This is a genomic window from Aurantiacibacter sp. MUD61, assembly GCF_027912455.1.
Lineage (GTDB): Bacteria > Pseudomonadota > Alphaproteobacteria > Sphingomonadales > Sphingomonadaceae > Alteraurantiacibacter.
Genome location: NZ_CP115446.1, coordinates 715,237 through 740,238, shown reverse-complemented (window position 1 = coordinate 740,238; position 25,002 = coordinate 715,237). Strand labels below are relative to the sequence as shown.

Here is a 25,002-nt window from a genome sequence, read left to right as displayed (position 1 = left end):
GTCGAATACTCCCAAACAGGGAATGCTACAATTGCTGCGATTTGTAAAATGATGTCTGCTGATGCCTCTGCTCTCGCGCTCGCCGCGCTCGGCTGGATAATGCAGTCGGATGACCGGGCACACCGCTTTCTCGATCTGACCGGTCTCACGCCCGATAGCCTGCGTTCAGCAATCGGTGATGAAGCTACTCACCGCGCCGTGTTCGAATTTCTTGCAGCCTATGAGCCGGACCTGATCGCCGCCGCTCACGCGCTCGATGTCGAGCCCGAAGTCTTTGCAAAAGCCCATAGGGAGATTGGCGCATGAGCCGCCCGCTTGTTATTACCGATTGCGATGAAGTCTTGCTGCATATGGTGCGGCATTTTTCCGACTGGCTCGATACAGAGCATGACATCGCCTTTTCGCTCAACGGCAATCCTTTCGTGCAGTCGATGACCCGGCGGCAGAGCAATGAGGTGATCGGTGAAAAAGAAGTCTGGTCGCTGCTCGGCGGGTTCTTCGATACCCAGATGGGCAAGCAGACCGTCATTCCCGGCGCCGTGGAAGCGATTACCGAATTGCAACGCGATGCCGATGTCGTGGTGCTGACCAATCTGGTCGATCACCGCAATGAAGCCCGCCGTGCGCAATTGCTCGATGTCGGGATCACCGCGCCGGTCTACACAAATCAGGGGCCGAAGGGTGCAGCGCTCCAGTCGATAGTGGAAGAGCATGGAGCGAGCCGGGCGATTTTTATCGACGACCTGGCCCAGCATCACGCCTCCGCCGCGAAGCACACGCCGCATGTGCATCGCCTCCATTTTTGCGGTGAGCCGGCCATTGCCCCGCATATCCCCTGCGCGCACGAGGCAGGCCATGCCAATGCGCGGATAGACAGCTGGGCGGAAGCTCTGCCATGGATCCAGAAAACCCTGCATGGAGATGACTGATATGTCCGTTGAAGCCCGTCTTGCCGAACTCGGCATCACTCTGCCCGAGGCTGCCGCTCCGGTGGCGTCCTACGTTCCGGTTGTCGTCACCGGAAACATGGCCTTCGTGTCCGGGCAGTTGCCCTTCATCGATGGTGAGCTGGTGACCGGCCGGCTGGGCGAGGATATTTCGCTGGAGCAGGGGCAAGCCGCCGCGCGCGCCTGTGGTCTGATGATCCTTGCGCAGCTTCGCGCGACCGAAATCCCGCTCGACCGGGTGGAGCGCGTGGTCAAGCTGGGCGCTTTCGTCAACTCGACGCCCGACTATACCGATCAGCCAAAGGTGGCGAATGGCGCTTCGGACCTGATGTTCCAGGTTTTCGGCGAGGCAGGCCGCCATTCGCGTGCAGCCGTGGGTGTGCCGTGCCTTCCGCTGGGCGCTGCGGTGGAAGTCGATGCGATCATCGCGCTGAAGGCCGAGTGACCCAATGGTGGGTGCGCCCGACTGGCTGACGCGCCAACCCTATGCGCATCGCGGGCTGCACGATGGCGAGCGACCCGAAAACTCGCGCGCGGCTTTCGCTGCTGCGATTGAAGGCGGATACGGCATCGAATGCGATGTGCGCCTGAGTGCAGATGGCCGCGCGATGGTGTTTCACGATACCGATCTGGAGCGGCTGACAGGGACAGCGGGCAAGACGGCGGGCAAATCTGTCGGCCAGCTGACCGCGATGACGCTGCTCGGCTCGAATGAAACGATTCCGACGTTGCGCGACGTTCTGGCCCAGATTGCCGGATCGGTGCCGCTCCTCATCGAAATCAAGAGCGACAAAGACACCAATATCCAGCGCCTGTGCCGCGCGGTGCGACGCGATCTGGAGGGCTATCCGGCCAATGTCGCGGTGATGAGCTTCGATCCGCGCGTTGGTCGCTGGTTTGTCAAGGCTATGCCCGATCTGGCGCGCGGCCTCGTCATAACCGAAGAAGGCGCGCGTACGCTTTCGGGCGCGATCAAGCGCCGTATGTCGGTCCGCCATGCACGGCCGATGTTCCTCGCCTATGACATTCGCGACTTGCCGAGCCGGTTCGCGGCTGGGCAGGCGAAGCGCGGCCTGCCGCTGCTCACCTGGACGGTGCGCAGTGCAGCGCAGGCAGAAACGGCGCTAGAATGCGGCGCTGTGCCTATTCTTGAAGGCGCCGGGGTGGCAGCATGGGACGCGGCTTCCTAAATCCCCTGAATGGCTGATGCAGAGCTTCGCGCGCAAATCGTCGGATCGGTAGGCGACGTCGCCAAGGCGGACTGGGACCGGCTGGCAGGCGCGGATAACCCATTCGTCAGCCATGACTTCCTAACCATTCTTGAAGAATCGGGCAGCGTCGGCCCGGGCACCGGCTGGCAGAGTGCTGCAATGGTTCTGCGCGACGGCGAGGATGCTCTGCTCGGGGCTGTGCCGGGCTATCTGAAAGGGCACAGCCAGGGCGAATATGTGTTCGACCATGCCTGGGCGGACGCCTACGAGCGGGCGGGCGGCGCCTACTACCCCAAATACCAGATCAGCGCTCCATTCACGCCGGCGACGGGGCCCAGGTTGCTGGTGCAGGATGATGCATACGCAGCGCCGCTGTTGCAGGCGGTGATGCAACTGACTGCGAATAACGGCTGGTCCGGTGCACATGCCACTTTTGTCGAACCACAGCAGACTTCGCTTTTCGAGCAATCGGGTTGGCTGAAGCGTGAAGATATCCAGTTCCACTGGAGCAACCGCGATTACGCCAATTTCGACGATTTTCTCGGCTCGCTGACCTCACGCAAACGCAAGGATTTGCGCAAGGAGCGGCGCGCGGCGAATGGGAGGATCACGATCGAGCAACTGTCGGGCGACGACATCAAGCCCGAGCATTGGGATGCCTTTTGGCTGTTCTACCAGGATACCGGCGCGCGCAAATGGGGCACGCCCTATCTGACGCGAGAAGCGTTCGATCTTTTTGGGGAGCGGATGGGCGATAAGCTTCTGCTTTTGCTCGCCTTTGAGGAAGGGCTGCCGATTGCAGGGGCACTCAATTTCATCGGCGGGGATGCGCTGTACGGGCGCTATTGGGGATGCCTTGCAGACAAGCCCTTCTTGCATTTTGAACTGTGTTATTACCGCGCGATAGATGCAGCCATCGAGCGGGGGCTGAAAAGGGTAGAGGCGGGGGCTCAGGGCGGACACAAGCTTGCACGCGGCTATGAACCTGTCACCACCACCAGCATGCACTGGATCACCGATCTTGGCTTTCGCGAAGCCGTTGCGGACTTCCTCGAAGCCGAGCGGCGCGGTGTGGCGATAGACCGGGATTACCTGTCCCGCCGCATGCCGTTTCGCCGCGGCGATTAGGCTGCGCGGCTGATGCCGGTCCGCAGCCATTCGCGGGCGCGGCGCTGGGCTTCGCTGATTTCGCGAGCAGTCATTTCATCCGAAATGTCCGCGCGGCACCAACTGGCAGCTTCATGACCCTTGGATGCGGCGAGATTGAACCACTTGTGTGCTTCGATCATGTCGCAGTTCACACCGTGGCTACCGGTAGAGAATGCGACGCCCAAATCGTAATAGGCGTTGATGTCCCCATCGGCGGCAGCGGCAAGGCAGCGCGCAACCATCATGTCCGCACCACTGACATCAGCGGCTTCGACTTTCGCAAATGTTTCGATCTTGGCGAGTTCCATGATCGTCTTCCCCTGTTTGCAGCCGGTGTCTGAATGCCCGGCCTTTCCGATGTCCCGATGTTTTGACGAACGTGGTCAATAAATGGTTAATGCGCCTCCCTCTTTCTTAACGCTTTCCGTATCGGCGGCCGGCTGGACGAGGGGACTGTGCCAATTCTGTGCCCTTTGTCAGATTGCTCCTTGTGCGCGACTTTCTCGCCCCCTATAGGCCCGCCCGACCACGGCGCTTTTGCAGCCGGGCGCGAACAGATCCGTTCCAACGGGCAAGCGTTGCTGCAGCAGGACAAGCGCACCGAAGAGGGATTTGGAGTATCTGATGGCAACAGCCATGCATGATGACATTGATGTTCTCGCCAAAGCCAAGCGTGCCCTGCCTGCGGATTACACGCCGAGCGAAGACGAAGAATATATGTCCGCGCGACAGCTTAATTATTTCAGGGTCTTGCTGCTCGAATGGAAGAAATCCGTTGTCGCAGCAGCAGAAGGCACTTTGCAGAATTTGCAGGATGGCCCGATCCGCGAACCCGACCTCAACGATCGCGCTTCGAGCGAGACCGATTGGGGTATCGAATTGCGCACCCGCGATCGCCAGCGCAAGCTGATTGCCAAGATCGATTCGGCCATGCGCCGCATCGACGAGGGTGAATATGGCTGGTGCGATGTGACCGGCGATCCGATCGGTATCAATCGTCTGATCGCGCGCCCGATCGCCACCATGACGGTAGAAGCGCAGCAGGCGCATGAACGGCGCGAGAAGATTTCTCGCGACGACTGATCCGTTTTGATACAGTTTTACAAGTCCTGCACCGCGTTAACTTTCGCTTAGAGGGTTTTCGCCCATCGCGGGGCCATGAATTTGTAACACGGCCCAAGGGTCTCCAGCAGCGAATGCGTCGACCCCAAGGGCCCCGTTGATTGAGGGTTCGAGTGAACGCAATGAGCAATGTCGACACCCGCCAGGTAGGCCGCGACAGCCTGTTTCTGCTCGCCCAAGTCCGGGTTGATGGCAAGGAACCGACCGCGCGCGTGAAAGTGCGTAATCTCTCTGCCGGTGGGATGATGGCGGAAGGCAATCTGGACGTCATGCGCGGCGCCCGGGTGGATGTTGAGCTGCGCAATCTCGGCTGGGTCGCAGGCACTGTGGCGTGGTGCCAGGGTGATCGCTTCGGCATCGCCTTCGTCGATGAAATCGATCCAAAGCTGGCGCGTGCTCCCGTACAGGGCTCTACCATTCAGGTCGATTCCGAAGGCCGCCCGCTGGGCAGCAGCGAGCGTGAGCGCGGCTTTCGCAAACTCTGATTTGTCGCTGCGCTGCCGAGGGCCTCGCGCTTTCGGTTGAAGCTACGTCGCTCGCGCCCTATTCGATTAATCGATGGGCCGGCGCACAATCTTTTCAAACACAATTACAGCGGGGACGGCGTTGTTGCTGCTCGCCGGTTGCGGTGTAGGAAACGATGGTGACATCGATATCGCGCTGATCGGTGATGAAGATGCTGTATTTGCTGATAGCCTGCGCCTTTCTGCGGGCGCACAGCACATTCGGGCAGCCACCCAATCGGGCCTTGTCGCGATGAACCGGCGCGGCGAAGTCGTGCCATCGCTCGCGGAGCGCTGGGTGCCCACTGAAGATGGCCTCAGCTTCTTTTTTCGTCTGCGCGATATCGAACGGCCCGATGGCAGCCTGCTTACCGCGCAAGCCGTCCGCGCCGACCTGCTGACCACGATCGGCCAGCTTGAAGGCACTTCGCTCGGCCAAGACTTGTCTGTCATTGAAGACGTTCGCGCGATGACGGAGCGCGTTCTCGAAATTCGTTTGAGCAGCCCGGAGCCCTATCTCCTGCAATTGCTCGCCCAGCCAGAGCTTGCCATCCGCCAATCGGGCGATGGCACGGGGCCGCTGCTGATCGAGCGGACCGAAAACGGCGCGCGGCTGGCGTTCAAGCCGCCGCTCGAACGCGGAGAGCCGGATAGCGACAACTGGCAGGACTATGTGCGGGATATTGAAGTGCGCGTGGCTGGGCCGCAGCAGGCCATCGCGATGTTCGATGAAGGCGAAGTGCAATTGGTCCTTGGCGGTGATCTCGGCAGCCTGCCGCTCGTAGAGACCGGCCCGCTTTCTTCCGGCACATTGCGCATCGATGCGGCGGTGGGCCTTTTCGGTCTTTTGGTGCGCAGCGATGACGGGCTGCTCGGCAATTCGGGCGTGCGCGAAGGCCTGGCCATGGCGCTCGATCGCGAGGGCCTGCTGGCGGATTTCAATGTCGACGGATTGACCCCGACAACCCGCCCTGTCTCTCCCGGCCTGCCTGGCGATCCCGGTCTCGTCAGTGAGCGATGGCAGGACATCATACTGGCAGAGCGACGGAGCGAGGCGAGCGCCCGTGTGCGGGCGTGGCGGCAACAATTCGATGACGGGTACCTTGCTCAGCCCTACACGATCAGCATCGCCATGGGCCGCAATAATGGCTGGGATCTGCTGTACGATAATCTCGCGCGCCAATTCGCCGAGATCGATATCCGCCTGGTTCGCGCCGATAGCCGGGCGGCAGCCGATCTCGTGCTGATCGACCGAATTGCCCGCTATCCCACGCCGCGCTGGTTTCTCAACCAGTTCAACTGCACGGTGCTGCGCGGTTTATGCAGCGAGGCGGTGGACGCGCTCGTGGCAGAGGCGACCGCTCAGGTCGATCCGGCCCAAAGGGCCACGCTGATGGCGCAAGCGGAGGCAGAGCTGACGCTGGAGAATATTTACATTCCCATCGGCTCTCCCCTGCGCTGGACTCTTGTGCGCGGCAGCGTCGATGGGCTGGAATCCAACGCCTATGCCTTCCATCCCTTGCCGCCGCTCGCGCGCATCCCCAGATAAAGGGCAGGAAGGAGCCTCTCGATGGTCGAAGATCGTAAGCCTGTACCGATGCAGCCGGAGCCGTTTGACGGCCAGTCCGCGCGCCCCGGCGCGATGCATTTCGACATGCCGATGGGTAAGGACGTGCATTCGATCCGCCGCCGCATCGAAATGATGGAACAGGTGCTCGAACGCAGTTTCGTCATTCCCGGCATCAATCGCCCCGTCGGCCTCGATTCCATCATCGGCCTCGTGCCCGTGGTCGGCGATATCATCGCGATGGGCATGGGCGCCTATATCGTATGGGAAGCTCGCAATTTGAATCTGCCGAAGTGGAAGCTGATGCGCATGGCCGCAAATGTCGGCTTCGATACCGCAGTCGGCGCGGTGCCGCTGGTGGGTGACGTGTTCGACTTCATGTTCCGCTCCAACACCCGCAACTTGCGGATTGTACGCAAGCATCTCGACAAGCATCACCCGGAAACCAAGGTGATCGATCAGTAGGCGCAGCCCTCGCTGATCACTCTTCCAGCTCGATATCCCAGTAGAGCCAGTCCCTCCACGTCTCGTGAAGGTAATTGGGCGGGAAGCTCTTGCCCTGCTGCTGCAATTGCCAGCTGGTCGGTTTGATCGGCTTGTATTGCAGCCGCATATTGGCCTGCTGCGGAGTACGGCCACCCTTCTTCATGTTGCAGGGCGCGCAGGCGGTGGCGATGTTTTCCCAGGTCGTTTTGCCGCCAAGGCGGCGCGGCACGACGTGGTCGTAGGTCAGATCCTTCTCGCTCCCGCAATACTGGCAGGCGAAGCGATCGCGCAGGAAAAGGTTGAAACGGGTGAAAGCTGGAAACTGGTTGGGCTTCACATATTGCCTGAGCGCAATGACGCTGGGCACTTTCATGTCGAGCGATTGCGAATGCACCGCGCGGTCATAGGTCGCGACGATATCCACGCGCTCCAGGAAAACAGCCTTGATAGCGGTCTGCCACGGCCAGAGGCTGAGGGGATAGTAGGATAGCGGAGTATAGTCCGCATTCAGGACCAGCGCCGGGCAGCTTTCCAGCTTGCGAGTGGGGTCATCCTCCGCACTGCGGAACACAGCGGCCCGTTCCATCAATTCGGCTTTGAACACTTTGGGTGTCCTCCCGTGATTGGCCTGAGTTGTGCATTTGCACGGGAAAGCGTCAAGACTGTTACAGACAGGCTTTCCACAGGGTTGTGAACACGCGCAGCTTTCTGCCATGGCAACGGGCAGCATTATGATCGTCACGCGTTTCGCCCCAAGCCCCAATGGCTCTTTGCATCTCGGCCATGCCTATTCGGCCATTGTGTCGCATGATCTGGCGCGAGATGCGGGTGGTCGCTTCCTCCTGCGAATCGAGGATATCGACGGTGCGCGCTCGCGGCCCGAGCTGGCCGACGAATTTCGCGCCGATCTAGAATGGCTGGGACTGGAGTGGGAGGAAGTTCCCGCACAATCCACCCGGCTGGCGAGTTATGAGCAGGCCGCAGCGCGGCTGGTCGACATGGGCCTGCTTTATCCCTGCACCTGCACACGGGCCGAGATTGAGGCGCTTGAGCCTCGGATGGGGCCGCAGGGTCTGGTCTATCCCGGCACTTGCAAGGGGCGCAATTTCGATCCCGACAAACCGGCGGCGATGCGGCTCGACGTCCTGGCGGCAATGGAGCGGGCGGGACCGCTGGTGTGGGAGGACGCGATTGCTGGCGAGCAAAGTGCCGATCCGCGCGAGTTTGGCGACGTCGTGCTAGTGCGCAAGGATGCGCCCGCTAGCTATCATCTCGCCGCCACGCTGGACGATGCAGCGGACGGAGTTACTCTGGTCACACGCGGCATGGATCTGTTTCACGCCACCCATATTCACCGACTGCTACAGGCGCTGCTCGATCTGCCGGTGCAGCGTTGGAATCACCATAATCTGCTGCTCGATACGGACGGGCAGAAGCTCGCCAAGCGGCGTGGCTCGCCTTCTCTGGCGGATCGGCGCAACAGCGGGGAAGATGGCAAAAGGCTGGCGGAAATGCTGCGTATGGGCCAAATGCCGGGTGGCATAACCCTGTCACGCTACCCACATGGTATAACATGAACACATTTCTGACTCTCGTCATTATCTTCCTATCCATCATGGTCGTGGTGTCGCTTGTTCGCGGCGTTATCGCCTTTTTGCAGACCACCAAGGTCGATCTGGAAAAGGGCGGCGCCAATTCGCAAGAGCTGCAGATGCGACAGAACAAGGCGATGTTCGCGCGGATCAAATACCAGGCTGCTGCGATCGCGGTCGTGGTGATCCTGTTACTGGTCAACAGCTGACCGGTCGCGCTTTAAGGGGGCAAGCATGGTCAAGCTGAACAAGATCTACACTCGCACGGGCGATGATGGCACCACCGGGCTGGTCGACGGCTCGCGCCTGCCGAAACATGCCCTGCGCATGGAAGCTGTCGGCGCGGTGGATGAGGCGAATTCCGCCATCGGCCACGCTGCAGTTTTATTGGAAGGCGATCACGCCGCAGATGTCCATCGCGTTCAGAACGACATGTTCGACCTCGGTGCTGATCTCGCCACGCCGTTGGGTGAAGTCGGCGGGGAGGATTTTGAGCCGTCCGAAATGGTGCTTCGGATGGTCCCATCCCAAGCCGAATGGATCGAGAAGCGGATCGATGCGCTCAATGAGAATCTTGAGCCGCTCAGCAGCTTTATCCTGCCCGGCGGCAGCGAGGCGTCTGCCCGCCTGCACATGGCGCGCGCCTGCGTTCGCCGTGCCGAACGCCGCCTGACTGCCCTATCGGATGCTGAGCCGGTTAATCCGGCGGCGCTCGCCTATATCAATCGCCTGTCGGACTATCTCTTCGTGCTGTGCCGCGTGATGAATGACAATGGCGCTGCAGACGTGACGTGGACGCCCGGCGCCAACCGCTGAGCGCGCCGGAAAAGCCGGAACATCTCCGCTGCCTGGACCGTTGGTTGGGCAAAGGAGATTGCACCATGGCAGACAAGAAAATCGACAGCCCCGAAGCGCGCCAGGCAAAGCTTGCGCCCGAAACACATAATGATGAGCAGGATGATCACCGCATGCAGGCACAGGAAGTGTCTCAGCAGGCGCAAAATCTCTCACCGAAAACCGCGAGCCCGACAGAGAGCACCAAGGTCACCGATTCCATTGCGGTGCAGGGCGCATCGAAGCAGGACACCGTCGATCACATGCGCGACATGGAAAGCTCCGGCCGCGTGGACATGGACGCCTACGCTGGCGAACCCAACCATGACGATAACGTCGACAAATACGGCAAGGACAAAAAGCCCGACGGCCTGCGTGGTGATGGCACCTGATTACCTAGCTGTCGGATTGCTCTGACAGACGTTTCAACTCGTATAACAGATCGAGCGCCTCTCGCGGACTGAGCCTGTCGGCATCAATTGCGTCGAGGCGCTCGCGCAGCGCGTCCGTGGATTCTTCCTCGGGCACTATTGCGTTTGCGAAGAGGGGTAATTCGCCTAGACCCGCCGCAAGACCGCCCGTTTCATTGCGGCTTTTCTCCAGCCGGTCGAGCACGCCGCGCGCGCGCTTCACCACGGGCGCGGGTACGCCGGCAAGCTTCGCTACCGCAAGTCCGTAAGAGCGGTCTGCCGCGCCTTTGGCCAATTCGTGAAGCAGGACGAGATCGCCCTTCCACTCCTTGGCGCGCACATGATGCAGGCTCAGCGCTTCGCAGGTCTCCGCCAGCCGCGCCATTTCATGATAGTGCGTCGCGAAGAGGCAGCGGCTTCTGTTCGTTTCATGGATGGCTTCGGCCACCGCCCAAGCCAGCGCAAGGCCATCATAGGTGGAGGTGCCGCGTCCGACCTCGTCCAATATAACGAAACTGCGCTCGCTCGCCTGGCTGAGGATCGCGGCGGTTTCAACCATTTCGACCATGAATGTGGAGCGCCCGCGCGCGAGATTGTCTGCAGCGCCAACGCGGCTGAAAAGCTGGTCGACAAGCCCGATCCGTGCAGCCTTGGCAGGAACGAAACCGCCCGCCTGCGCCATGAGGATAATCAGCGCATTCTGCCTGAGGAAAGTCGACTTACCGCCCATGTTCGGGCCGCCGACCAGCCACAGCCGATCGTTTTCGCTGAGCGCGCAATCATTTGCGACAAAGCGATCGCCGCTCTGCGCCAGCGCGGTTTCGACCACCGGGTGGCGTCCTGCTACGATGTTGAGTACAGGCTCTTCGAGGATATCGGGACGGCACCATTCGCCTTCGCTGGCCCGCTCGGCCTGCCCTGCCGATACATCAAGCCGAGCGAGCGCAGCAGCCGTTTGCGCGATAGGCTCGCGGCGGCTTGCAAGATGGCTCGTCAAATCTTCGAAGTGCGCTTCTTCAGCAGCAAGCGCGCGGCCACCGGCCTCGGCAATTCGCCCCGCTTCCTCGTGCAGGGTCAGCGAATTGAAACGCACCGCATTTGCCATCGTCTGGCGGTGGGTGAAGCCGCTATCCGCCGACATCAGCTTGTCGGCATGTTTGGCGGGCACTTCGATGAAATAGCCGAGCACGCCGTTGTGCTTGATCTTGAGCGAAGGCGTATCGGTTTCCTCACGATAGCGCGCTTCCATCGCCGCAATCGCGCGGCGGGCATTGCCGGAAACTTCGCGCAGATCATCGAGCGCATGATCATATTCGCTCGCGATAAAGCCGCCATTGCTGCGTTCCGTAGGCGGCGAGGGCACCAGCGCGCGGCTGAGCAGATCGGTCAGTTCGGCATGACCCGTAAGCGCGGGTAGCAGTGCGTTCAGCAGGGCAGGGCGGTCCAGCTTGCTCGCCAGCAAATCGTGCACCCGCCGTGCCTCGATCAGGCCATCGCGGATCTGGCCAAGATCGCGCGGACTCCCGCGCCCCGCCACCAGCCGACCGAGTGCACGACCGATATCCGGCAGGGCTCGCAAGAGCCCGCGAAGGTCGGCGCGCAGCAGCGGATCGGCGTGCAGGTAATGGACCAAAGCCAGCCGGTCCTCGATCACACCTTTGTCAGCGAGCGGCGCGGAAAGGTCGTCCGCCAGGAGCCGCGCGCCAGCACCGGTAACGCAGCGATCGATCGCCGCGATGAGCGAATGGCTGCGGCCGCCCTGCTGGCTGGCGAGAATTTCCAGGCTGGCGCGCGTTGCCTCGTCCATCGCCATGTGCTCACCCGACTGGCGCGCCTGCGGTGGCAGCAGCAAGGGCAGGGTCCCGCGACCGGCATGGTCGAGATAGGCGATCAGCCCGCCGGCCGCCGCCAGCATGGGCCGGCTGAACTGGCCAAACCCGTCGAGCGTTGCGACGCCGTGCACTTTCTTGAGAGATGCCTCACCCGCATCGCTGGCGAAATCGCCGCGCGGACGGATTACCGCATCTGCAGGTGCATCGCTCCAGTCGTCGGGCACGACAATTTCGCTCGCGCCGATCCGCGCGAGCACCGCACCGATACGCTCTGCTCCGCATTCCTCCAGCAGCATCGTACCAGTCGAAATATCGCACGATGCCACACCGATTGTGGCACGCATTTCGCACAATGCTGCAAGAACATTCGACCGCCGTGGTTCGAGCAGCGATTCCTCGGTCAGCGTGCCCGCCGTCACAAAACGAACGATGTCGCGCTTCACCAGCGCTTTCGAACTCGGCGTGCCCTCTCGCTTGGCGCGCGCCTTGGCTTCGTCGGGCGTTTCGATCTGCTCGGCAATGGCGACGCGGCATCCAGCCTTAATCAGCCGCGCGAGATAGCCTTCCGCTGAATGCACCGGCACGCCGCACATGGGCACGGGCTCGCCATTGTTTTCACCGCGCGTGGTGAGGGCGATATCCAGCACGCCTGCCGCCTCTTTCGCATCGTCGAAAAACAGCTCGAAAAAGTCGCCCATGCGGTAGAACAGCAGGCAGTCCCCGGCCTCGGCCTTGAGGTCGAAATATTGCTGCATCATGGGTGTTGCGGAACCGGCCATCTGGCCCCCACCGCTAGCGGGGTTCGCGATGATTCGGAAAGGGCGGGGCGCAAAACTTTCCCCTGCCAAGCCCCTATCGCTTTGGCCCAACTCCTTCTATGCGGGGCCGCAATAGAGGAGAATGAGTCTTGGACGAAAAAGAGAACACCAGCTTCACCACTCGCGAAGCGCTTTTCTATCACGAGACCATCCGCCCCGGTAAGATCGAGATCATCGCGTCCAAGCCGATGACGACGCAGCGCGATCTGAGCCTAGCCTATTCTCCCGGCGTTGCTGCGCCGGTTGAAGAGATCGCCCGCGATCCCTCGCTCGCCGCGAAATATACCGCGCGCTCCAACCTTGTTGCGGTGATTTCAAACGGCACTGCCATCCTCGGCCTTGGCAATCTCGGCGCGCTGGCTTCCAAGCCGGTAATGGAAGGCAAGGCGGTGCTGTTCAAGCGCTTCGCCGACGTCGATTCCATCGATATCGAGCTCGACACCGAAGACCCGGACAAGTTCATCGAAGCGGTCGCGCTGATGGAGCCGAGCTTCGGCGGCATCAATCTGGAAGACATCGCCGCGCCCGAATGCTTCATTATCGAGCAGGCCCTGCGTGAGCGGATGAATATTCCGATCATGCATGATGACCAGCACGGCACCGCTATCATCGCTGCGGCCGGCCTCATCAATGCCTGCCATTTGACCGGGCGAGAGCTGAAAGACTGCAAGATGGTGGTGAACGGCGCAGGTGCTTCTGCACTGGCCTGCACTGCGCTCATCAAATCGGTCGGCATTCCACATGAAAATGTGATCGTGTGCGATCGCTCCGGCCCGATTTACCCGGGCCGCGATAATGTCGATCAGTGGAAAAGCGCGCATGCGGTCGAAACGCCGCACCGCTCGCTGGAAGAAGCGCTGGAAGGCGCGGACATTTTCCTCGGCCTGTCGGCAGCTGGGGCTCTTAAGCCTGAATGGGTGGAGAAGATGGCGGAAAACCCGATCATCTTTGCCATGGCCAATCCGGTGCCAGAAATCATGCCCGATGAAGCAAAGCGCGTGCGCCCCGATGCGATCATCGCGACCGGTCGGAGCGACTTCCCCAACCAGGTCAACAATGTCCTGGGTTTCCCCTTCATCTTCCGCGGCGCGCTCGATGTGCGGGCGACTGCGATCAATGAGGAAATGAAAGTCGCCGCCGCCCGCGCCATTGCCGAGCTGGCTCGCGAGCGTGTTCCTGACGAAGTGGCCGCCGCCTACGGTATCGACCACAAATTCGGCACCGAATATATCATTCCTGCGCCTTTCGATCCGCGCCTGATGGAGCGCGTTTCCTGCGCGGTCGCCAAGGCGGCGATGGACTCCGGCGTTGCCCAGGACCCGATCGAGGATTTCGACGAATACACGCTGCGCCTGCGCTCGCGCCTCAATCCGACATCCTCCGCGCTCACCCGCGTTTATGAGGACGCCAAGGCCAATCCGAAACGCATGGTGTTTGCCGAGGCGGAAGAGGATGTGGCGCTGCGTGCTGCGATCCAGTTCCGCGATTTCGGTTATGGCGAGCCCATCCTCGTCGGCCGGACCGAGAAGGTGCTGGAAAAGCTGCGCGAGCTGTCGGTCGACAATCCCGAAGAGTTCGAAATCGCCAATTCGGCGAATTATGAAGATATCGAGCCGATGGTGGAGTATCTCTACAAGCGGTTGCAGCGACGCGGATATACCGAGCGTGATGTGCGCCGCATGGTCAATCAGGAACGTAACGTCTTTGCAGCGTTGCTGGTGGCAACGGGCAAGGGCGATGGCATGATTTCCGGCCTCACCCGGACATTCAGCCAGACCGCGCGAGAAGTGGCCCGCGTTCTCGATCCCAAGCCCGATGCAACGCCGTTCGGCATCCACATGGTGGTGGGGAAGAACCACACGACTTTCCTCGCCGATACGACGATCAATGAACGGCCCAGCGCCGAACAGCTCGCCTATATCGCCAAGGAAACCGCCGCTGTTGCGCGCCGCATGGGTCATGAGCCGCGCGTCGCCTTCATGTCCTATTCCACCTTCGGCAATCCGGCAGGCCAGTGGCTCGGCAATATCCGCGATGCAGTGGCCATTCTCGATGCCGAGGATCCGGGCTTCGAGTACGAAGGCGAAGTCGCACCCGATGCTGCGCTAAACCCCAAGGTGATGGCGCTGTACCCGTTCAGCCGCCTGTCCGGTCCTGCCAATGTGCTGATCATGCCTGGCCTACAGAGCGCCAATCTCTCGGCAAAGCTGCTGCGCGAATTGTCGGGCGATGCCACCATCGGTCCGGTTCAGATCGGCATGGAAAAGCCAGTGCAGATCGCCCCGATGACTGCGATCGCGCCTGAAGTGCTTACGCTGGCGGTGCTCGCAAGCGCCGGTGTCGTGGGATAATCGGAGGCTTCGGTCAGTAAAACCAGGTGATAGCCGTGCAAACGGCTATCCCGACCGCGATGTTCATCGGGACGCCAACTTTCAGGAAGTCCGTGAAGCGATAATTGGCTGCGCCATAAACAAGGGTGTTGGTCTGGTATCCGATGGGCGTGGCGAAGCTGGCGCTTGCACCCAGCATCACCGCGATCACCATCGGCCTTGGATCGATCCCGGCAGCGGTGGCGAGGCCGATGGCGATGGGTGTCATGATCACCGCGATGGCATTGTTGGTGACGAGTTCCGTCATCACCGAGGTTATTGCGTAGATGGTCGCCAGCATAAGGAGAGCCGATCCGCCGATCATCAGCGGCGATAACGTATCGACGACCAGCTCCATGGTGCCCGCATTTTCCAGCCCCCTGCCGAATGCCAGCATGGCGAAAATGAGCACCAGTGTGCTCCCGTCAAGACTGGCCCAGGCTTCGTCGGGTTCGAGGCAGCGCGTCAGCAGGACCAGGGCCACGCCGAGTATCGCCATTATCTCGATTGGAAATCCGAAAGCAGCGGCTCCGATGACCACGGCTGCGATGGTCGCGAGCGCGATCGGAGCCTTGTCGCGGCGGAACGAACGAATGCCGCTTTCGGTGACATTCGTGAGCTGCACATTCGCTTGAAGGGTCGCCGCGGCATCTTCCGTCGCAGCGATCAGCAGACGATCACCCGCGCGCACCCGCACTTCGGCGAGCGAGGGACCTGGCAAGTGGCGGGGTCGCGAGATGCCGAGCACGCGAACTTGCAGGCGTGAGAGCAGGGGGATCTCGGCCAGCCTGCGCCCCACGATGGGATGGGTAGCTGAAACTACCGCTTCGACGATACGCAAGTCTTCGGGCCGCTGGTCCCGGCGCGTGGCGACACCGCCGCCCAAGCCGACAAGACCGGTGCGGAAATCGAGCGCTTCCGCAAGCGAGGCGAGCTCTTGCGGCGATGCAGAGACGACATACTGGTCGCCTTCTACCAATTCCCTTTGCTCGACATCGTTGCGGTCCAATTCGCGGCCCGACTGGTAGGCGAGGAACTTCAGTCCTGGCCTGCGACCAAGTTGCGTGTCGGCAATAGCACGTCCGCGCAACCGGCTCTCCGGGGCGACTGTCAGGTGGGAGAGATAGACATCGCTCTCGCTCTCGCCATCCTCTGCACGCGGAACGCGATTGGGCAACAGGATCGGGCCGAGGATCAGCAGCATGACGATCCCCGCCGTCGCACCGGCGGCGCCAGCCATCGTAATTTCGAAAATGCCGAACGGCTCCAGCCCGGCATCCTGCGCGACCCCATCGACCAGAAGGTTTGTGGACGTTCCGATGAGCGTGAGAGTGCCGCCGAGGATGGAAAGGTAGCTGACCGGTATCAGCAGCCGCGTCGCGGCGACCTGCAGCACGCGTGCCAATCGCTTCACGATGGGTATCATCACAATCACGACGGGCGTGTTGTTCATGAAGGCGGATGCGGCGACCGTACCTGCAGCGATCTCTCCCAAAGCGAGTTTCGGCTTGCGCAATGTCCGCGCGATCACCCATCCGGAAACCGCTTCCAGAGCGCCCGTCCGCAGGAGCGCGCCGGACAGAATGAACATGGCGGCGATCGTGATAGGCGCAGAATTTCCGAAGACGCCGAGCATCTCGTCCCTGGGCAGGAAGCCGAGCAACACCATGGCTCCGGCACCGATGATGGAAATGACGACCGGAGGTCTGCGCTCCATTGCGAAGGCGACGAATAGCGCGATGAGCAAGCCCAAGCCGATATAGGCCGAGTATTCGCTTAGAATGTCGGTTGAGCCCGCAAGGATCATATGCCCGCCGTTTCGGGCATATTACAGACCCTGTCCAACGGATTCGCTATTACCAGGGCACAGGCGATCCATCATAGGCCAGAAATACATGGCGCGGCTCGCTCTCGCTTTCGATCACATCGAGCATGCCGCTTACGCTGGTATCGACATCGATCAGCGCGTTCGGCCCGCCCATGTCCGTCTGTACCCAGCCGGGATGGAGCGACAATACGCCAACGCCGCGATCCTTGGCATGCTCTTCGAATAGCGAGCGGGCGAAGATGTTCTGCGCCGCCTTGGACACGCGGTAGAGGTTCACGCCGCCCGATGAATCGTCGATCGAGCCCATCTTGCTGGTGAGCATAGCAATCGTGCCGCCCTCTTTCAGCTGGGGCAGCAGCGTGAGCGCGGCCTGGATCGGAGCGGTGGCATTGGTGTGGACGATGTCCGCCACATTCTCGCGCGTCAGCGCATCGAGCGGTTGCGGGCGCTCGCCCATGATGCCAGCGTTCATGATGAGAAGATCGAGAGCGCCCGCTTCGACATGATCGCCGAGCGCTTTCACGCTCGCCATATCGGTGACATCGCAATTGGCAATTGTGATCGCGCCGTCGCTCGCCTCGGCGGCAGCGTGAAGATCGTCGCTGCGGCTGCGCTCTGTCGCGATTACACGATAGCCGCGATCCACGAGATGCTTGGCGAAACCAAGGCCGATGCCGCGCGACGCGCCGATGATGATTGCTGTCTTGTCACTCATGCGATTGCTCCTGATGCTTTCATCCATCAGCGAGCCAGCGCGGCGGTGGTTCCGCCAACAGCTGCGTGATTATTTGTCTGTACGACGAAAGCGGAAATACCAGACTTCGTGGCCGTAGGTGTTGCGCGCCTTGTGCTCGTAGCGCGTCTCCGGCCAGCCCGACGGGCGGTTGCGGAAATTGTCGGGGCCTTCGATCACCCATTCGAACTGATCGGTAAACCGCCGCATCACCATCAGCGCATGGCGGACATATACTGGGTGATCGGTGCCGAAGCGGAATTCACCGCCAGGTTTCAACTTGTCGGCAATCATCTGTACCGGGCCATCGTTCATCATGCGGCGCTTGGCATGCTTGTTCTTTGGCCACGGGTCGGGATGCAGCAGGTAGAGCATCGTCAGCGCGCCATCGGGAATGCGGCTGAGTACATCGAGTGCATCGCCATGAAAAATGCGCACATTGCCGAGGTTCTGGTCGCGCACATGGGTGAGCGCCTGCGCAACTCCGTTAAGAAAAGGTTCGGCGCCGATAAAGCCGTGATTTGGCAACAGGTCCGCGCGGTAGGCGAGATGCTCTCCCCCGCCGAAACCGATTTCGAAATGCAGGGGGATATCCTCGCCGAAGAGCGATTTCGCAGTCACTTCACCTTCCGCCGGCGGTGAAATGCGCGGCAGCAAACTGTCTACCAGCTCCTGCTGTCCTGCGCGCAGCGGCTTGCCCTGGCTGCGCCCGTACAGCCGGTTGAGTGTCGTCGGATCGCCTTCTTTGAATGCAGACATGGCCGCCCCGCTAATGCGGCGGCTGCGCCCTGTCCAGACTTGGTGGGGGTTGTGGAGCGGCAGGCCAGCCCCTAGGTCGCGCGCGATATGGAACAGGCACTCGCATTTTTCGAAGCCCAGCCCCTCTGGGCGCAATCGCTCATCGGGCTGATCCTGTTGGCGGTGGCTGCGCTGGTGGTGAATTTCCTGCTGAAGAAAGTGCTGCTGCGCCTTGCGGCCCCTTTCCTCGACACCCGCACACTGACGGCGGACAAGGCTGCAGCACGGCTGGCGACTGTCGCTCCCCTGTTGCTGATTGCTCGCGGTATTTACCAGGTGCCGCATCTGCCAGAGGAAGTTCGTCAGCTCATCGAGAATGTGGCGATGGCCAGCATTATCCTGAGTGTCGCGATGGCGATCAGCAAAGGCCTCGATTACGTCAACGAGATCTACAATCGGACGCCGCAAGCCCGGAACAAGCCGATCAAGGGCTATATTCAGGTCATCAAGATCGTCGTCTACTGCGCGGCTGCGATCCTCGCGATTGCCGCGCTGATCGAACAATCACCGCTGCTGCTGCTGTCCGGCCTTGGCGCAATGGCTGCCGTGCTGCTGCTGGTGTTCAAGGACACCATCCTCTCGCTCGTCGCCAGCGTACAGCTCTCGAGCAACGACATGCTCCGCGTCGGCGACTGGATTGAGGTGCCGGGCATGAATGCCGATGGCGATGTGATCGATATCGCGCTGCACACGGTGAAAGTGCAGAATTTCGACAAGACCATCGTCAACATCCCCACCTATCGCCTGATCGCCGACAGTTTCCGCAACTGGCGCGGCATGGCCGAAGCTGGTGGGCGCCGGATCAAGCGATCGCTGCCTCTCGACCAGAATTCCGTGCGCTTCCTGTCGGATGAAGAAGTGCAGGGCCTGCGCCGCTTCCGCCTGCTGTCAGACTATCTCGGCGCGAAAGATGCCGAGCTGCGCGAATGGAATGCACGCGAATTGGCGGGTGACACCAATCCGGTCAACGCGCGCCGCATTACCAATATCGGCACCTTCCGCGCTTATGTAATCGCTTACTTAAAGGCCCACCCGGAACTTTCGACCGAAGCCTTCACCCTGCTTGTCCGCCAGTTGGAGCCGACTCCGCAAGGCCTGCCGCTCGAAATCTACTGCTTCACCGGCACCACCGAGTGGGCCGAGTATGAGCGCATCCAGGCCGATGTCTTCGATCACTTGTTGGCGATCCTGCCGGAATTCGGACTGCGCTTGTATCAGCAGCCGAGCGGGCTCGATCTGGGCCAGTTGCGGGTGACTACGGAATAGGAAAACCCCGGAAGCGGATCTCGCTGCCGGGGCTTTCTCGGGTACCCCCCATTCGAAAACGGGTCTTCGCGGCCCGGGGTTCAAGCGGGCGTTTTTATTCTCAGGCAGCTTCCTGCTCGGCGTCGGGATCGCGCAGAACATAGCCGCGGCCCCAAACCGTCTCGATGTAATTCTCACCGCCGCATGCGCTGGAGAGCTTCTTGCGCAGCTTGCAGATGAACACGTCGATGATCTTGAGCTCTGGCTCGTCCATGCCGCCGTAGAGGTGGTTGAGGAACATTTCCTTGGTCAGCGTCGTGCCCTTGCGCAGCGAAAGCAGCTCGAGCATCGCATATTCCTTGCCGGTCAGGTGGACGCGGGCACCATCGACTTCGACAGTCTTGGCATCGAGGTTCACGGCCAGCTTGCCGGTGCGGATGATCGACTGGCTGTGGCCCTTCGAACGACGCACAACAGCGTGAATGCGGGCAACCAGCTCATCGCGGTGGAAGGGCTTGGTCACGTAATCGTCGGCACCGAAGCCGAAGGAGCGGATCTTGCTGTCCATTTCGGCAATGCCGGAAAGGATCAGAACCGGCGTCTGCACCTTGGCGACGCGCAGCTTCTTCAGCACATCATAGCCGTGCATGTCCGGCAGGTTCAGGTCGAGCAGGATGATGTCGTAATCATACAGCTTGCCCAGATCGAGGCCTTCCTCGCCCAGATCGGTCGAATAGACATTGAAGCCTTCGGTGGTGAGCATCAGCTCGATTGCTTTTGCCGTTGTCGGCTCGTCTTCAATCAACAGAACGCGCATTTTGGGTCCCCTTGTGTCCCCGTTGGTAACCCCCCGGTAGGAGGTGTTGCCATGAATTAACCACGGCACTTCTCACCAAAAAAGGTAAATAATTTGTTTCCGGCGTTAACACTTTCTCGGTGAGTCTTTCGGGTAACAGGCCAAAAGCCGTTAATTTCTGCCGGTTTGGCGCAATTCAAGGATTAGGGCTTTGCGACGATTCGCAGCGTGACGATGCGGCGGAAACGCGGTTTCGTTGAATTAATACATGCCGGATGGGGCCATGTAATATCTCCGGGCGGGGAGGATGGGGTGCCGACGATTATCAAGAGCCTGCCCCCGGCATGAATGAGGGCGAAGCGAAGCTAGGCGCGCGCCAAAGCTGTAGGAAAGGCCTGTTTTCATACAGCGTTTCGGCACCCGCGCCCCTTGCCAGCGCAAATCCGTTTTGCAAGATTGTGCGTCTCAACAGGGGCACAGCACAAGACAGGGGGAATGAATGCGCACATATGCGATGGTAGCGACGGCAATCGGGGGCTCGGCTTTGCTGGCGGGATGCAGCGGGCCGGCTGCTCCGAGCGTGGATGAACAGATGGCCGCGCTCGAATCATTCCGGAGCGAAGCCCGCGGCTGCAATCGAAGTTTTGAAGAGCAAACCGGAAGCGCCGGGGAGTTTGCCGGGGCAGAGGCTGTCGTGTGCATCGGGCAGATTTCCTCCGAGGAGCCGTACGGTGTTACTTTCATCACTGGCGGAAATGCCGAGGCGGCACCCGGCACGGTCATTTTCGAAATGGCCAATCACAATCACCCGCTCGCCTACGAAGAGATTCTGGAGCTGATGCAGCGCATGGCCGGTATCGATACTGAGGAAGAGCGCATGGCGTTCGGTACCGAGCGCCAGTCTTTGCGCACCGCCAACCAATACATGCCTCCCGAACCCGGCGAGTTCAAACCGCTGATGGAAACGGAAGAGGGCATGGAGATTTCGGTGGCATGGGGCACCGCGAATGCCGGACCGAATTCGGTAACCTACCGGATCGACCCGCCCAGTTAACGCGCTACTCGGCCGCGATCCCCACAACCGCGACGCGCGAGCCATCGGGGCTCACCGCGACACGGGTGGCGCTGGCGAGGCCGTGATCGGCAAGGTCGGCGATGACTTCCCAGCCTGCGGCCCCTTCGCGCCAGCGGTGCAGCTGCGTGCCTTCGATCTGCAGGATCGATCCATCGGGCGCCCAGGTGTGATTGGCATTGGTCCCGGCAATCGGCGTGATCGGGCGCACGGCGCGGGTTTGGGGATCGACCGCCTTGATCCACACCTCCTCATTGGTCTGCCGGTGCACGAAGCTGAACTCGGCAGTGCCCGGGATCAAATGGGGAGAGGCGGGCACGGCATGGCCGCTGACGAAGTGATAGCGCGGCTCGCCAGCATGGCTGAGCGCGACGTTGAAGCCATAGCGCGACCAGAACAGCACATCGTCGCTCGCATGATTGCGCGCGAAATAGCCGACCGGCTCGTCCACCCCTGCTGTTTCGAGCAGCCATGAGGGGTTGCCCGGATCGGCGCGGTCCACCTGCCAGATCGAGCGGTTGCGCTCGAACACGACAGAGATCGTGCGATTGTCCGGCGAGGGCGTGGGCGAATATTCGCTCTCCGGCGTGCGGGTGATCTGCGTGTGCTCGCCGGAGGCAATGTCATACTCCCACACATCGGTCTGCGCGCCATCGCTGCGCGAATAGACGAAAGTGTCGCCGCCCGCCGTGAAGAACGGCTGGTTGTCATAGAGCGTGGGGCGATTGGTGGTGTTGATGCCGTTCGAGAGTGCGTCATCCGAGGCGGAGGCATCGTAGGCGAAAAGGAAGATATCCGGCTGCGGCTCAGGCGCGTCCTGCGCGATCGCGGGGGTGGCGAGCGCGAGGGTGGCGAGTATCGTCAGGGTCGGGCGGTGCTGCTTCATGGACTCTCCTAGATTTGGGCCAAGCTTAACACGAGCGTCCTCATCGTAAACTGTAGTGTCATTCGCGCCGCTACGAACGTTGCGTGGAAAAGGCCATTGGGGAGACGCTTATTCGCGTTTCACCCTGCGAAGTCCCCTTAGCCCAGAGTGGCCTGCAGCGTCGCACCGCCGCCCCACAATACGAGCAAAATAACGCTTTCCCACCCGATGCCCGCAGGCCCCTGTTTCTGCCGCCTCAGCAAGCCGATCAGCAAGACCGCTGTCATCAACAGGACCAGCGCCATCCAGAAGATCGCGCGCTCAGACACTGCATGGTAAATCGAGCCCTCACGATAGGCGATGTCGCTCGAGGCGATAAACAGTGCATCGAACATATTGCCGCCGATGATGCCGCCGATGGCCAGTTGCAGCGCGCCTCGCCTGACTGCTGCAATTGTAGTGACAAGCTCTGGAAGCGATGTGATGACGGCCGTGCCAAGCGCGCCGACGACGCCTTGCGATATGCCCAATCGGCCCGAAAGCTCGAGACCGGTCATGCCGACAATCCAGCCGGACAAGCCTACAATGATTGTAAACGCTCCAAACAATGTTCCGATAAGCCACAGCGATCGCATGTCTTCGCACTCGTCGTCGTCTTCGCTGCGGGTGTCCTTGGTCGAACGCGGGAACCACATCGGTCGCCGATGAATCTTGTGAGCGTTATACAGGCCAAGAAGATAGACCCCGACCAGGATGGGCGTCAGCGGGTTTATCGCCCAGATAGTGAAATCGGGCGTGGCCCACGCCAGTATCGGCAGGGCGATCAGGATTATCAGCACCGTTGCTTGGCCAAGATTGACTGCGCTGGCAGCGGCATGCTCCAGATTGACCTTCCGATACGCCACGTCCGCCAAGGCAAGAAACATCGTTTGCGCAGCAATCCCGCCCAGCGCGTTGGTGATAGCGAGATCGGCTGCCCCAGATGCAGCGGTACTTGTCGATGTGACAATGCCAGCTATGCTCGTGCCAGCGCCGAGCAATACCGATCCGACAAGCGCCTCACCGAATTTCGTGCGGTCGGCGATGGTATCGGCATAGCCGGACATTTTGCTGCCGAATAGCGCGATGATTGCTGCGCATCCCGCGCAAATTGCAAACAGTTCAGGTGTTGAAAATTGGGCTGGATCGGGCAGAAATTTACTCCGAAAGCGGTGGGACGCTCGAAAAATAATTTGGCAGCATGTGGTTTAATCGCTGATCCGGGCTGGACGTTCCCACTAACCGCCTGCCTCAAACCATATCTTCATGCCGAGGAAACTAGCCCCTCACCCCGCAGCAGCCACCTTGCCCCCAGCCTTCTCGATGCCGAACGGCAACCTGCCCCACACCCGTTCGTGGATGAAGTACAGGATCAGCTTGGTGAAAATCTCCAGCCCGCCGATGGATAGGGCGGTTGCGGCGTTGCCGGTGAAGAACCATGCGAGCAGGAAAGTGTCGAGCGAGGCGATGGTGCGCCACAGGGCGGTTTTCACCGTCGTCCGCCGCATCGTTTCGCGGCTGCGTTCGCTCGCAGGGTTCTTGCCCCACTGGATCGCCTGCCACGCGCGTTCGTGGAGGAAATAGAGGATGAGCTTGGTCGCGACTTCGGTCGCGGCGATCAGGCCGGCGGTCTTGACCGCGTCTTCCTGCGCCAGCTCGATACCGAAAAACGGCCCGAGATAGGTGATCAGCAGGTAGGAGAGGATGAGTGTGTCGAGCGTGCCGACCGTCCGCCACGAAACGGCCTTGGCGATGGAGCGCCAGCGCTTGATGCGCGGGTGCTTGCGCGGCGCGAGCGAAGGGGCTTCCGGCCCGAAAAAGGGCCCTTGTGCGTGTTCCCTCAACTGCTCCGCGCCTCAGCCTTTGCCTTGTCCGCCATGCGGTTGCGGCGTTGCTGTTCGGATTTCGCATCGGCAAGGCTGGTGTAACGATATTCGCCAACGCGGTATTCGAGGACCCACCTGGCACTCACGCCGTTGGGCAGGTTCTCGGGCACGGGAGGAGGTGCGGTGCTGCCGCCTTCGTTTTCCCATTCACTGGTGCCGAAGGGGCTGGAGCGCAGGCTGTCTTGCTCGATATTCATGGTGTGACCTTTGCAGCGGGAGGCGTTTGCGCGGTGAGCGTTTCGGTCCCAGCGTGCGTTTCGGGCCGTTGGCCATCCTCAGCGTGGCCGGGCCAGCCCACGGTCGGCAGGCTTTGGCCGCTGCGCCAGTCGGCTATCCGCTGGGCGAAGAGATGGCTCCGATCGCGCAGGTCCAGATCGCCCTCGCCAAGCGCCGCATGCTGCGCACGCAGAATGGCGAGCTGGTGATCGTAGAGCAGTTCGTTCATTGACATGGGGGCCTCCTTCAAGGAGCCGGAGGATCGGGGCGGGGACCCGCTCGGCACCGCGAGCATTGCTGCCACGGTGCCGCGCCGGTTGCATTATGCCTGATCAGCCCTGCTGATTGCGGGCCTGTTCCTCGTGGGTGGACTCTTCGGCCTGCATTTGCAGGTTGGTGGCGCGCTTGTGCCCGCCATCGACTTCGGCTGTCTCGTAAGAGAAGCGCTGGTCGACCTTCGGAGCCTCAGCTTCCTGCTGCAGGTCCTTCTTCTTGAAAGGCAGGGCATCGCCGCCCTTTTCCGGAATAATCGTGCCGGTACCCTTGTCCTGATTGTAGGATTTGATGTTGCCGAAATGGGCCATGATATTTCCTTCCTGGAGAGTGCAGCGCACCAGTATTGGCCACGGCTGCGGCTAGGAGGCTCAAAGGATGGAAAAAGGGGCGCGTCCTGGCGCCGGTCAG

29 protein-coding genes are annotated in these 25,002 nt (G+C 61.1%); 16 read left to right on the top strand and 13 right to left on the bottom strand.

From position 1 onward, the window contains the following. Positions 1 to 48 precede the first annotated feature (48 nt). From O2N64_RS03520 to O2N64_RS03500, 5 genes are read left to right on the top strand one after another with little or no spacing between them, the layout of a single operon-like run. Entirely contained in the window at positions 49 to 306 is a 258-nt protein-coding gene (locus O2N64_RS03520; RefSeq protein ID WP_333781573.1) for a DUF3572 family protein, read from the top strand. Next, positions 303 to 929 carry an HAD family hydrolase gene (locus O2N64_RS03515; RefSeq protein ID WP_271078904.1) on the top strand — a complete coding sequence of 209 codons (627 nt, stop codon included), beginning with the start codon at positions 303 to 305 and terminating at the stop codon, positions 927 to 929. The genes O2N64_RS03520 and O2N64_RS03515 overlap by 4 nt, the downstream gene beginning before the upstream one ends. 1 nt (position 930) lies before the next feature. Then, positions 931 to 1,392, top strand: coding sequence for a RidA family protein (locus O2N64_RS03510; protein ID WP_271078903.1), 462 nt, complete (start codon positions 931 to 933; stop codon positions 1,390 to 1,392). Between the two features lie 4 nt (positions 1,393 to 1,396). Beyond that, positions 1,397 to 2,137, top strand: coding sequence for a glycerophosphodiester phosphodiesterase family protein (locus O2N64_RS03505; RefSeq protein ID WP_271078902.1), 741 nt, complete (start codon positions 1,397 to 1,399; stop codon positions 2,135 to 2,137). 9 nt (positions 2,138 to 2,146) lie between these two features. Continuing rightward, positions 2,147 to 3,286: a GNAT family N-acetyltransferase gene (locus O2N64_RS03500; RefSeq protein WP_271078901.1), complete on the top strand. Its 1,140-nt coding sequence runs from the start codon at positions 2,147 to 2,149 to the stop codon at positions 3,284 to 3,286. Here the strand turns inward: O2N64_RS03500 and O2N64_RS03495 are convergent. Next, on the bottom strand, positions 3,283 to 3,615 hold the full coding sequence (locus O2N64_RS03495; protein ID WP_271078900.1) for a hypothetical protein: 333 nt from the start codon (positions 3,613 to 3,615) through the stop codon (positions 3,283 to 3,285). The two genes, O2N64_RS03500 and O2N64_RS03495, sit on opposite strands and share 4 nt — an antisense overlap. Positions 3,616 to 3,931: 316 nt before the next feature. On the opposite strand from O2N64_RS03495, the gene dksA reads away from it, so the two are divergent. The 4 genes from dksA (at position 3,932) to O2N64_RS03475 (ending at position 6,964) form a co-directional block, all read left to right on the top strand. Continuing rightward, positions 3,932 to 4,390 carry an RNA polymerase-binding protein DksA gene (gene dksA, locus O2N64_RS03490; protein ID WP_197920225.1) on the top strand — a complete coding sequence of 153 codons (459 nt, stop codon included), beginning with the start codon at positions 3,932 to 3,934 and terminating at the stop codon, positions 4,388 to 4,390. A gap of 161 nt (positions 4,391 to 4,551) precedes the next feature. Further along, positions 4,552 to 4,914, top strand: a complete 363-nt coding sequence (locus O2N64_RS03485; RefSeq protein ID WP_271078899.1) for a PilZ domain-containing protein — start codon at positions 4,552 to 4,554, stop codon at positions 4,912 to 4,914. Positions 4,915 to 4,987: 73 nt separating this feature from the next. Further along, the gene (locus tag O2N64_RS03480; protein ID WP_271078898.1) at positions 4,988 to 6,481 is read left to right on the top strand and encodes an ABC transporter substrate-binding protein; all 1,494 of its coding nucleotides are present in this window, start codon (positions 4,988 to 4,990) and stop codon (positions 6,479 to 6,481) included. A gap of 21 nt (positions 6,482 to 6,502) precedes the next feature. Further along, the gene (locus O2N64_RS03475; protein WP_442866741.1) at positions 6,503 to 6,964 is read left to right on the top strand and encodes a DUF4112 domain-containing protein; all 462 of its coding nucleotides are present in this window, start codon (positions 6,503 to 6,505) and stop codon (positions 6,962 to 6,964) included. 16 nt (positions 6,965 to 6,980) lie between these two features. Here O2N64_RS03475 and O2N64_RS03470 read toward each other — a convergent pair whose 3' ends face one another. Next, positions 6,981 to 7,589, bottom strand: a complete 609-nt coding sequence (locus tag O2N64_RS03470) for an HNH endonuclease (protein WP_271078897.1) — start codon at positions 7,587 to 7,589, stop codon at positions 6,981 to 6,983. Between the two features lie 127 nt (positions 7,590 to 7,716). Here O2N64_RS03470 and gluQRS point away from each other — a divergent pair, with 127 nt between their 5' ends. The 4 genes from gluQRS to O2N64_RS03450 all read left to right on the top strand — a co-directional run bounded on the left by gluQRS (position 7,717) and on the right by O2N64_RS03450 (position 9,803). Continuing rightward, on the top strand, positions 7,717 to 8,562 hold the full coding sequence (gene gluQRS / locus O2N64_RS03465; protein ID WP_271079594.1) for a tRNA glutamyl-Q(34) synthetase GluQRS: 846 nt from the start codon (positions 7,717 to 7,719) through the stop codon (positions 8,560 to 8,562). Further along, a complete protein-coding gene (locus tag O2N64_RS03460; protein ID WP_271078896.1) occupies positions 8,559 to 8,786 on the top strand; it encodes a hypothetical protein in 228 nt (75 codons plus the stop codon). Before gluQRS ends, O2N64_RS03460 begins: the two co-directional genes overlap by 4 nt. A gap of 25 nt (positions 8,787 to 8,811) precedes the next feature. Then, positions 8,812 to 9,393, top strand: a complete 582-nt coding sequence (locus O2N64_RS03455) for a cob(I)yrinic acid a,c-diamide adenosyltransferase (RefSeq protein WP_271078895.1) — start codon at positions 8,812 to 8,814, stop codon at positions 9,391 to 9,393. 65 nt (positions 9,394 to 9,458) lie between these two features. Continuing rightward, on the top strand, positions 9,459 to 9,803 hold the full coding sequence (locus O2N64_RS03450) for a hypothetical protein (RefSeq protein ID WP_271078894.1): 345 nt from the start codon (positions 9,459 to 9,461) through the stop codon (positions 9,801 to 9,803). Positions 9,804 to 9,807: 4 nt separating this feature from the next. On the opposite strand, the gene mutS is transcribed toward O2N64_RS03450, so the two are convergent. After that, positions 9,808 to 12,432 carry a DNA mismatch repair protein MutS gene (gene mutS / locus O2N64_RS03445; RefSeq protein WP_271078893.1) on the bottom strand — a complete coding sequence of 875 codons (2,625 nt, stop codon included), beginning with the start codon at positions 12,430 to 12,432 and terminating at the stop codon, positions 9,808 to 9,810. A 128-nt stretch (positions 12,433 to 12,560) separates the two neighbouring features. Here mutS and O2N64_RS03440 point away from each other — a divergent pair, with 128 nt between their 5' ends. Further along, on the top strand, positions 12,561 to 14,822 hold the full coding sequence (locus O2N64_RS03440; protein WP_271078892.1) for an NADP-dependent malic enzyme: 2,262 nt from the start codon (positions 12,561 to 12,563) through the stop codon (positions 14,820 to 14,822). Between the two features lie 13 nt (positions 14,823 to 14,835). Here O2N64_RS03440 and O2N64_RS03435 read toward each other — a convergent pair whose 3' ends face one another. The 3 genes from O2N64_RS03435 to trmB all read right to left on the bottom strand — a co-directional run bounded on the left by O2N64_RS03435 (position 14,836) and on the right by trmB (position 18,160). Further along, positions 14,836 to 16,647 (bottom strand): SLC13 family permease, encoded by a 1,812-nt coding sequence (locus O2N64_RS03435; RefSeq protein ID WP_271078891.1) that lies wholly within the window; start codon positions 16,645 to 16,647, stop codon positions 14,836 to 14,838. 49 nt (positions 16,648 to 16,696) lie between these two features. Beyond that, a complete protein-coding gene (locus O2N64_RS03430; RefSeq protein ID WP_271078890.1) occupies positions 16,697 to 17,383 on the bottom strand; it encodes an SDR family NAD(P)-dependent oxidoreductase in 687 nt (228 codons plus the stop codon). A gap of 69 nt (positions 17,384 to 17,452) precedes the next feature. Beyond that, positions 17,453 to 18,160: a tRNA (guanine(46)-N(7))-methyltransferase TrmB gene (trmB, locus tag O2N64_RS03425; RefSeq protein WP_271078889.1), complete on the bottom strand. Its 708-nt coding sequence runs from the start codon at positions 18,158 to 18,160 to the stop codon at positions 17,453 to 17,455. A gap of 87 nt (positions 18,161 to 18,247) precedes the next feature. On the opposite strand from trmB, the gene O2N64_RS03420 reads away from it, so the two are divergent. Then, complete coding sequence (locus O2N64_RS03420) at positions 18,248 to 19,465, top strand: mechanosensitive ion channel family protein (protein ID WP_271078888.1); 1,218 nt, start codon at positions 18,248 to 18,250, stop codon at positions 19,463 to 19,465. A 100-nt stretch (positions 19,466 to 19,565) separates the two neighbouring features. On the opposite strand, the gene ctrA is transcribed toward O2N64_RS03420, so the two are convergent. Next, complete coding sequence (gene ctrA / locus O2N64_RS03415) at positions 19,566 to 20,261, bottom strand: response regulator transcription factor CtrA (protein ID WP_271078887.1); 696 nt, start codon at positions 20,259 to 20,261, stop codon at positions 19,566 to 19,568. Positions 20,262 to 20,739: 478 nt separating this feature from the next. Here ctrA and O2N64_RS03410 point away from each other — a divergent pair, with 478 nt between their 5' ends. Next, on the top strand, positions 20,740 to 21,294 hold the full coding sequence (locus O2N64_RS03410; RefSeq protein WP_271078886.1) for a hypothetical protein: 555 nt from the start codon (positions 20,740 to 20,742) through the stop codon (positions 21,292 to 21,294). 4 nt (positions 21,295 to 21,298) lie between these two features. Here the strand turns inward: O2N64_RS03410 and O2N64_RS03405 are convergent, their stop codons facing one another. The 6 genes from O2N64_RS03405 to O2N64_RS03380 form a co-directional block, all read right to left on the bottom strand. After that, entirely contained in the window at positions 21,299 to 22,198 is a 900-nt protein-coding gene (locus O2N64_RS03405; RefSeq protein ID WP_271078885.1) for a TolB family protein, read from the bottom strand. Between the two features lie 137 nt (positions 22,199 to 22,335). Further along, positions 22,336 to 23,283, bottom strand: coding sequence for a sodium:calcium antiporter (locus tag O2N64_RS03400; RefSeq protein ID WP_271078884.1), 948 nt, complete (start codon positions 23,281 to 23,283; stop codon positions 22,336 to 22,338). 219 nt (positions 23,284 to 23,502) lie between these two features. Then, positions 23,503 to 24,060 (bottom strand): DUF2061 domain-containing protein, encoded by a 558-nt coding sequence (locus tag O2N64_RS03395; RefSeq protein ID WP_271078883.1) that lies wholly within the window; start codon positions 24,058 to 24,060, stop codon positions 23,503 to 23,505. Further along, positions 24,057 to 24,299 carry a hypothetical protein gene (locus O2N64_RS03390; protein WP_271078882.1) on the bottom strand — a complete coding sequence of 81 codons (243 nt, stop codon included), beginning with the start codon at positions 24,297 to 24,299 and terminating at the stop codon, positions 24,057 to 24,059. The genes O2N64_RS03395 and O2N64_RS03390 overlap by 4 nt, the downstream gene beginning before the upstream one ends. After that, entirely contained in the window at positions 24,296 to 24,553 is a 258-nt protein-coding gene (locus O2N64_RS03385; protein ID WP_271078881.1) for a hypothetical protein, read from the bottom strand. The genes O2N64_RS03390 and O2N64_RS03385 overlap by 4 nt, the downstream gene beginning before the upstream one ends. Positions 24,554 to 24,650: 97 nt before the next feature. Next, the gene (locus tag O2N64_RS03380) at positions 24,651 to 24,902 is read right to left on the bottom strand and encodes a cold-shock protein (protein WP_271078880.1); all 252 of its coding nucleotides are present in this window, start codon (positions 24,900 to 24,902) and stop codon (positions 24,651 to 24,653) included. Positions 24,903 to 25,002: the final 100 nt, after the last annotated feature.

Coding starts and splice junctions, on each gene's coding strand:
- O2N64_RS03520 (WP_333781573.1), top strand. CDS start 49: ATGATGTCTGCTGATGCCTCTGCTCTCGCGCTCGCCGCGCTCGGCTGG.
- O2N64_RS03515 (WP_271078904.1), top strand. CDS start 303: ATGAGCCGCCCGCTTGTTATTACCGATTGCGATGAAGTCTTGCTGCAT.
- O2N64_RS03510 (WP_271078903.1), top strand. CDS start 931: ATGTCCGTTGAAGCCCGTCTTGCCGAACTCGGCATCACTCTGCCCGAG.
- O2N64_RS03505 (WP_271078902.1), top strand. CDS start 1,397: ATGGTGGGTGCGCCCGACTGGCTGACGCGCCAACCCTATGCGCATCGC.
- O2N64_RS03500 (WP_271078901.1), top strand. CDS start 2,147: ATGGCTGATGCAGAGCTTCGCGCGCAAATCGTCGGATCGGTAGGCGAC.
- O2N64_RS03495 (WP_271078900.1), bottom strand. CDS start 3,615: ATGGAACTCGCCAAGATCGAAACATTTGCGAAAGTCGAAGCCGCTGAT.
- dksA (WP_197920225.1), top strand. CDS start 3,932: ATGGCAACAGCCATGCATGATGACATTGATGTTCTCGCCAAAGCCAAG.
- O2N64_RS03485 (WP_271078899.1), top strand. CDS start 4,552: ATGAGCAATGTCGACACCCGCCAGGTAGGCCGCGACAGCCTGTTTCTG.
- O2N64_RS03480 (WP_271078898.1), top strand. CDS start 4,988: ATGGGCCGGCGCACAATCTTTTCAAACACAATTACAGCGGGGACGGCG.
- O2N64_RS03475 (WP_442866741.1), top strand. CDS start 6,503: ATGGTCGAAGATCGTAAGCCTGTACCGATGCAGCCGGAGCCGTTTGAC.
- gluQRS (WP_271079594.1), top strand. CDS start 7,717: ATGATCGTCACGCGTTTCGCCCCAAGCCCCAATGGCTCTTTGCATCTC.
- O2N64_RS03460 (WP_271078896.1), top strand. CDS start 8,559: ATGAACACATTTCTGACTCTCGTCATTATCTTCCTATCCATCATGGTC.
- O2N64_RS03455 (WP_271078895.1), top strand. CDS start 8,812: ATGGTCAAGCTGAACAAGATCTACACTCGCACGGGCGATGATGGCACC.
- O2N64_RS03450 (WP_271078894.1), top strand. CDS start 9,459: ATGGCAGACAAGAAAATCGACAGCCCCGAAGCGCGCCAGGCAAAGCTT.
- mutS (WP_271078893.1), bottom strand. CDS start 12,432: ATGGCCGGTTCCGCAACACCCATGATGCAGCAATATTTCGACCTCAAG.
- O2N64_RS03435 (WP_271078891.1), bottom strand. CDS start 16,647: ATGATCCTTGCGGGCTCAACCGACATTCTAAGCGAATACTCGGCCTAT.
- O2N64_RS03430 (WP_271078890.1), bottom strand. CDS start 17,383: ATGAGTGACAAGACAGCAATCATCATCGGCGCGTCGCGCGGCATCGGC.
- trmB (WP_271078889.1), bottom strand. CDS start 18,160: ATGTCTGCATTCAAAGAAGGCGATCCGACGACACTCAACCGGCTGTAC.
- O2N64_RS03420 (WP_271078888.1), top strand. CDS start 18,248: ATGGAACAGGCACTCGCATTTTTCGAAGCCCAGCCCCTCTGGGCGCAA.
- ctrA (WP_271078887.1), bottom strand. CDS start 20,261: ATGCGCGTTCTGTTGATTGAAGACGAGCCGACAACGGCAAAAGCAATC.
- O2N64_RS03410 (WP_271078886.1), top strand. CDS start 20,740: ATGCGCACATATGCGATGGTAGCGACGGCAATCGGGGGCTCGGCTTTG.
- O2N64_RS03405 (WP_271078885.1), bottom strand. CDS start 22,198: ATGAAGCAGCACCGCCCGACCCTGACGATACTCGCCACCCTCGCGCTC.
- O2N64_RS03400 (WP_271078884.1), bottom strand. CDS start 23,283: ATGTCCGGCTATGCCGATACCATCGCCGACCGCACGAAATTCGGTGAG.
- O2N64_RS03390 (WP_271078882.1), bottom strand. CDS start 24,299: ATGAATATCGAGCAAGACAGCCTGCGCTCCAGCCCCTTCGGCACCAGT.
- O2N64_RS03385 (WP_271078881.1), bottom strand. CDS start 24,553: ATGTCAATGAACGAACTGCTCTACGATCACCAGCTCGCCATTCTGCGT.
- O2N64_RS03380 (WP_271078880.1), bottom strand. CDS start 24,902: ATGGCCCATTTCGGCAACATCAAATCCTACAATCAGGACAAGGGTACC.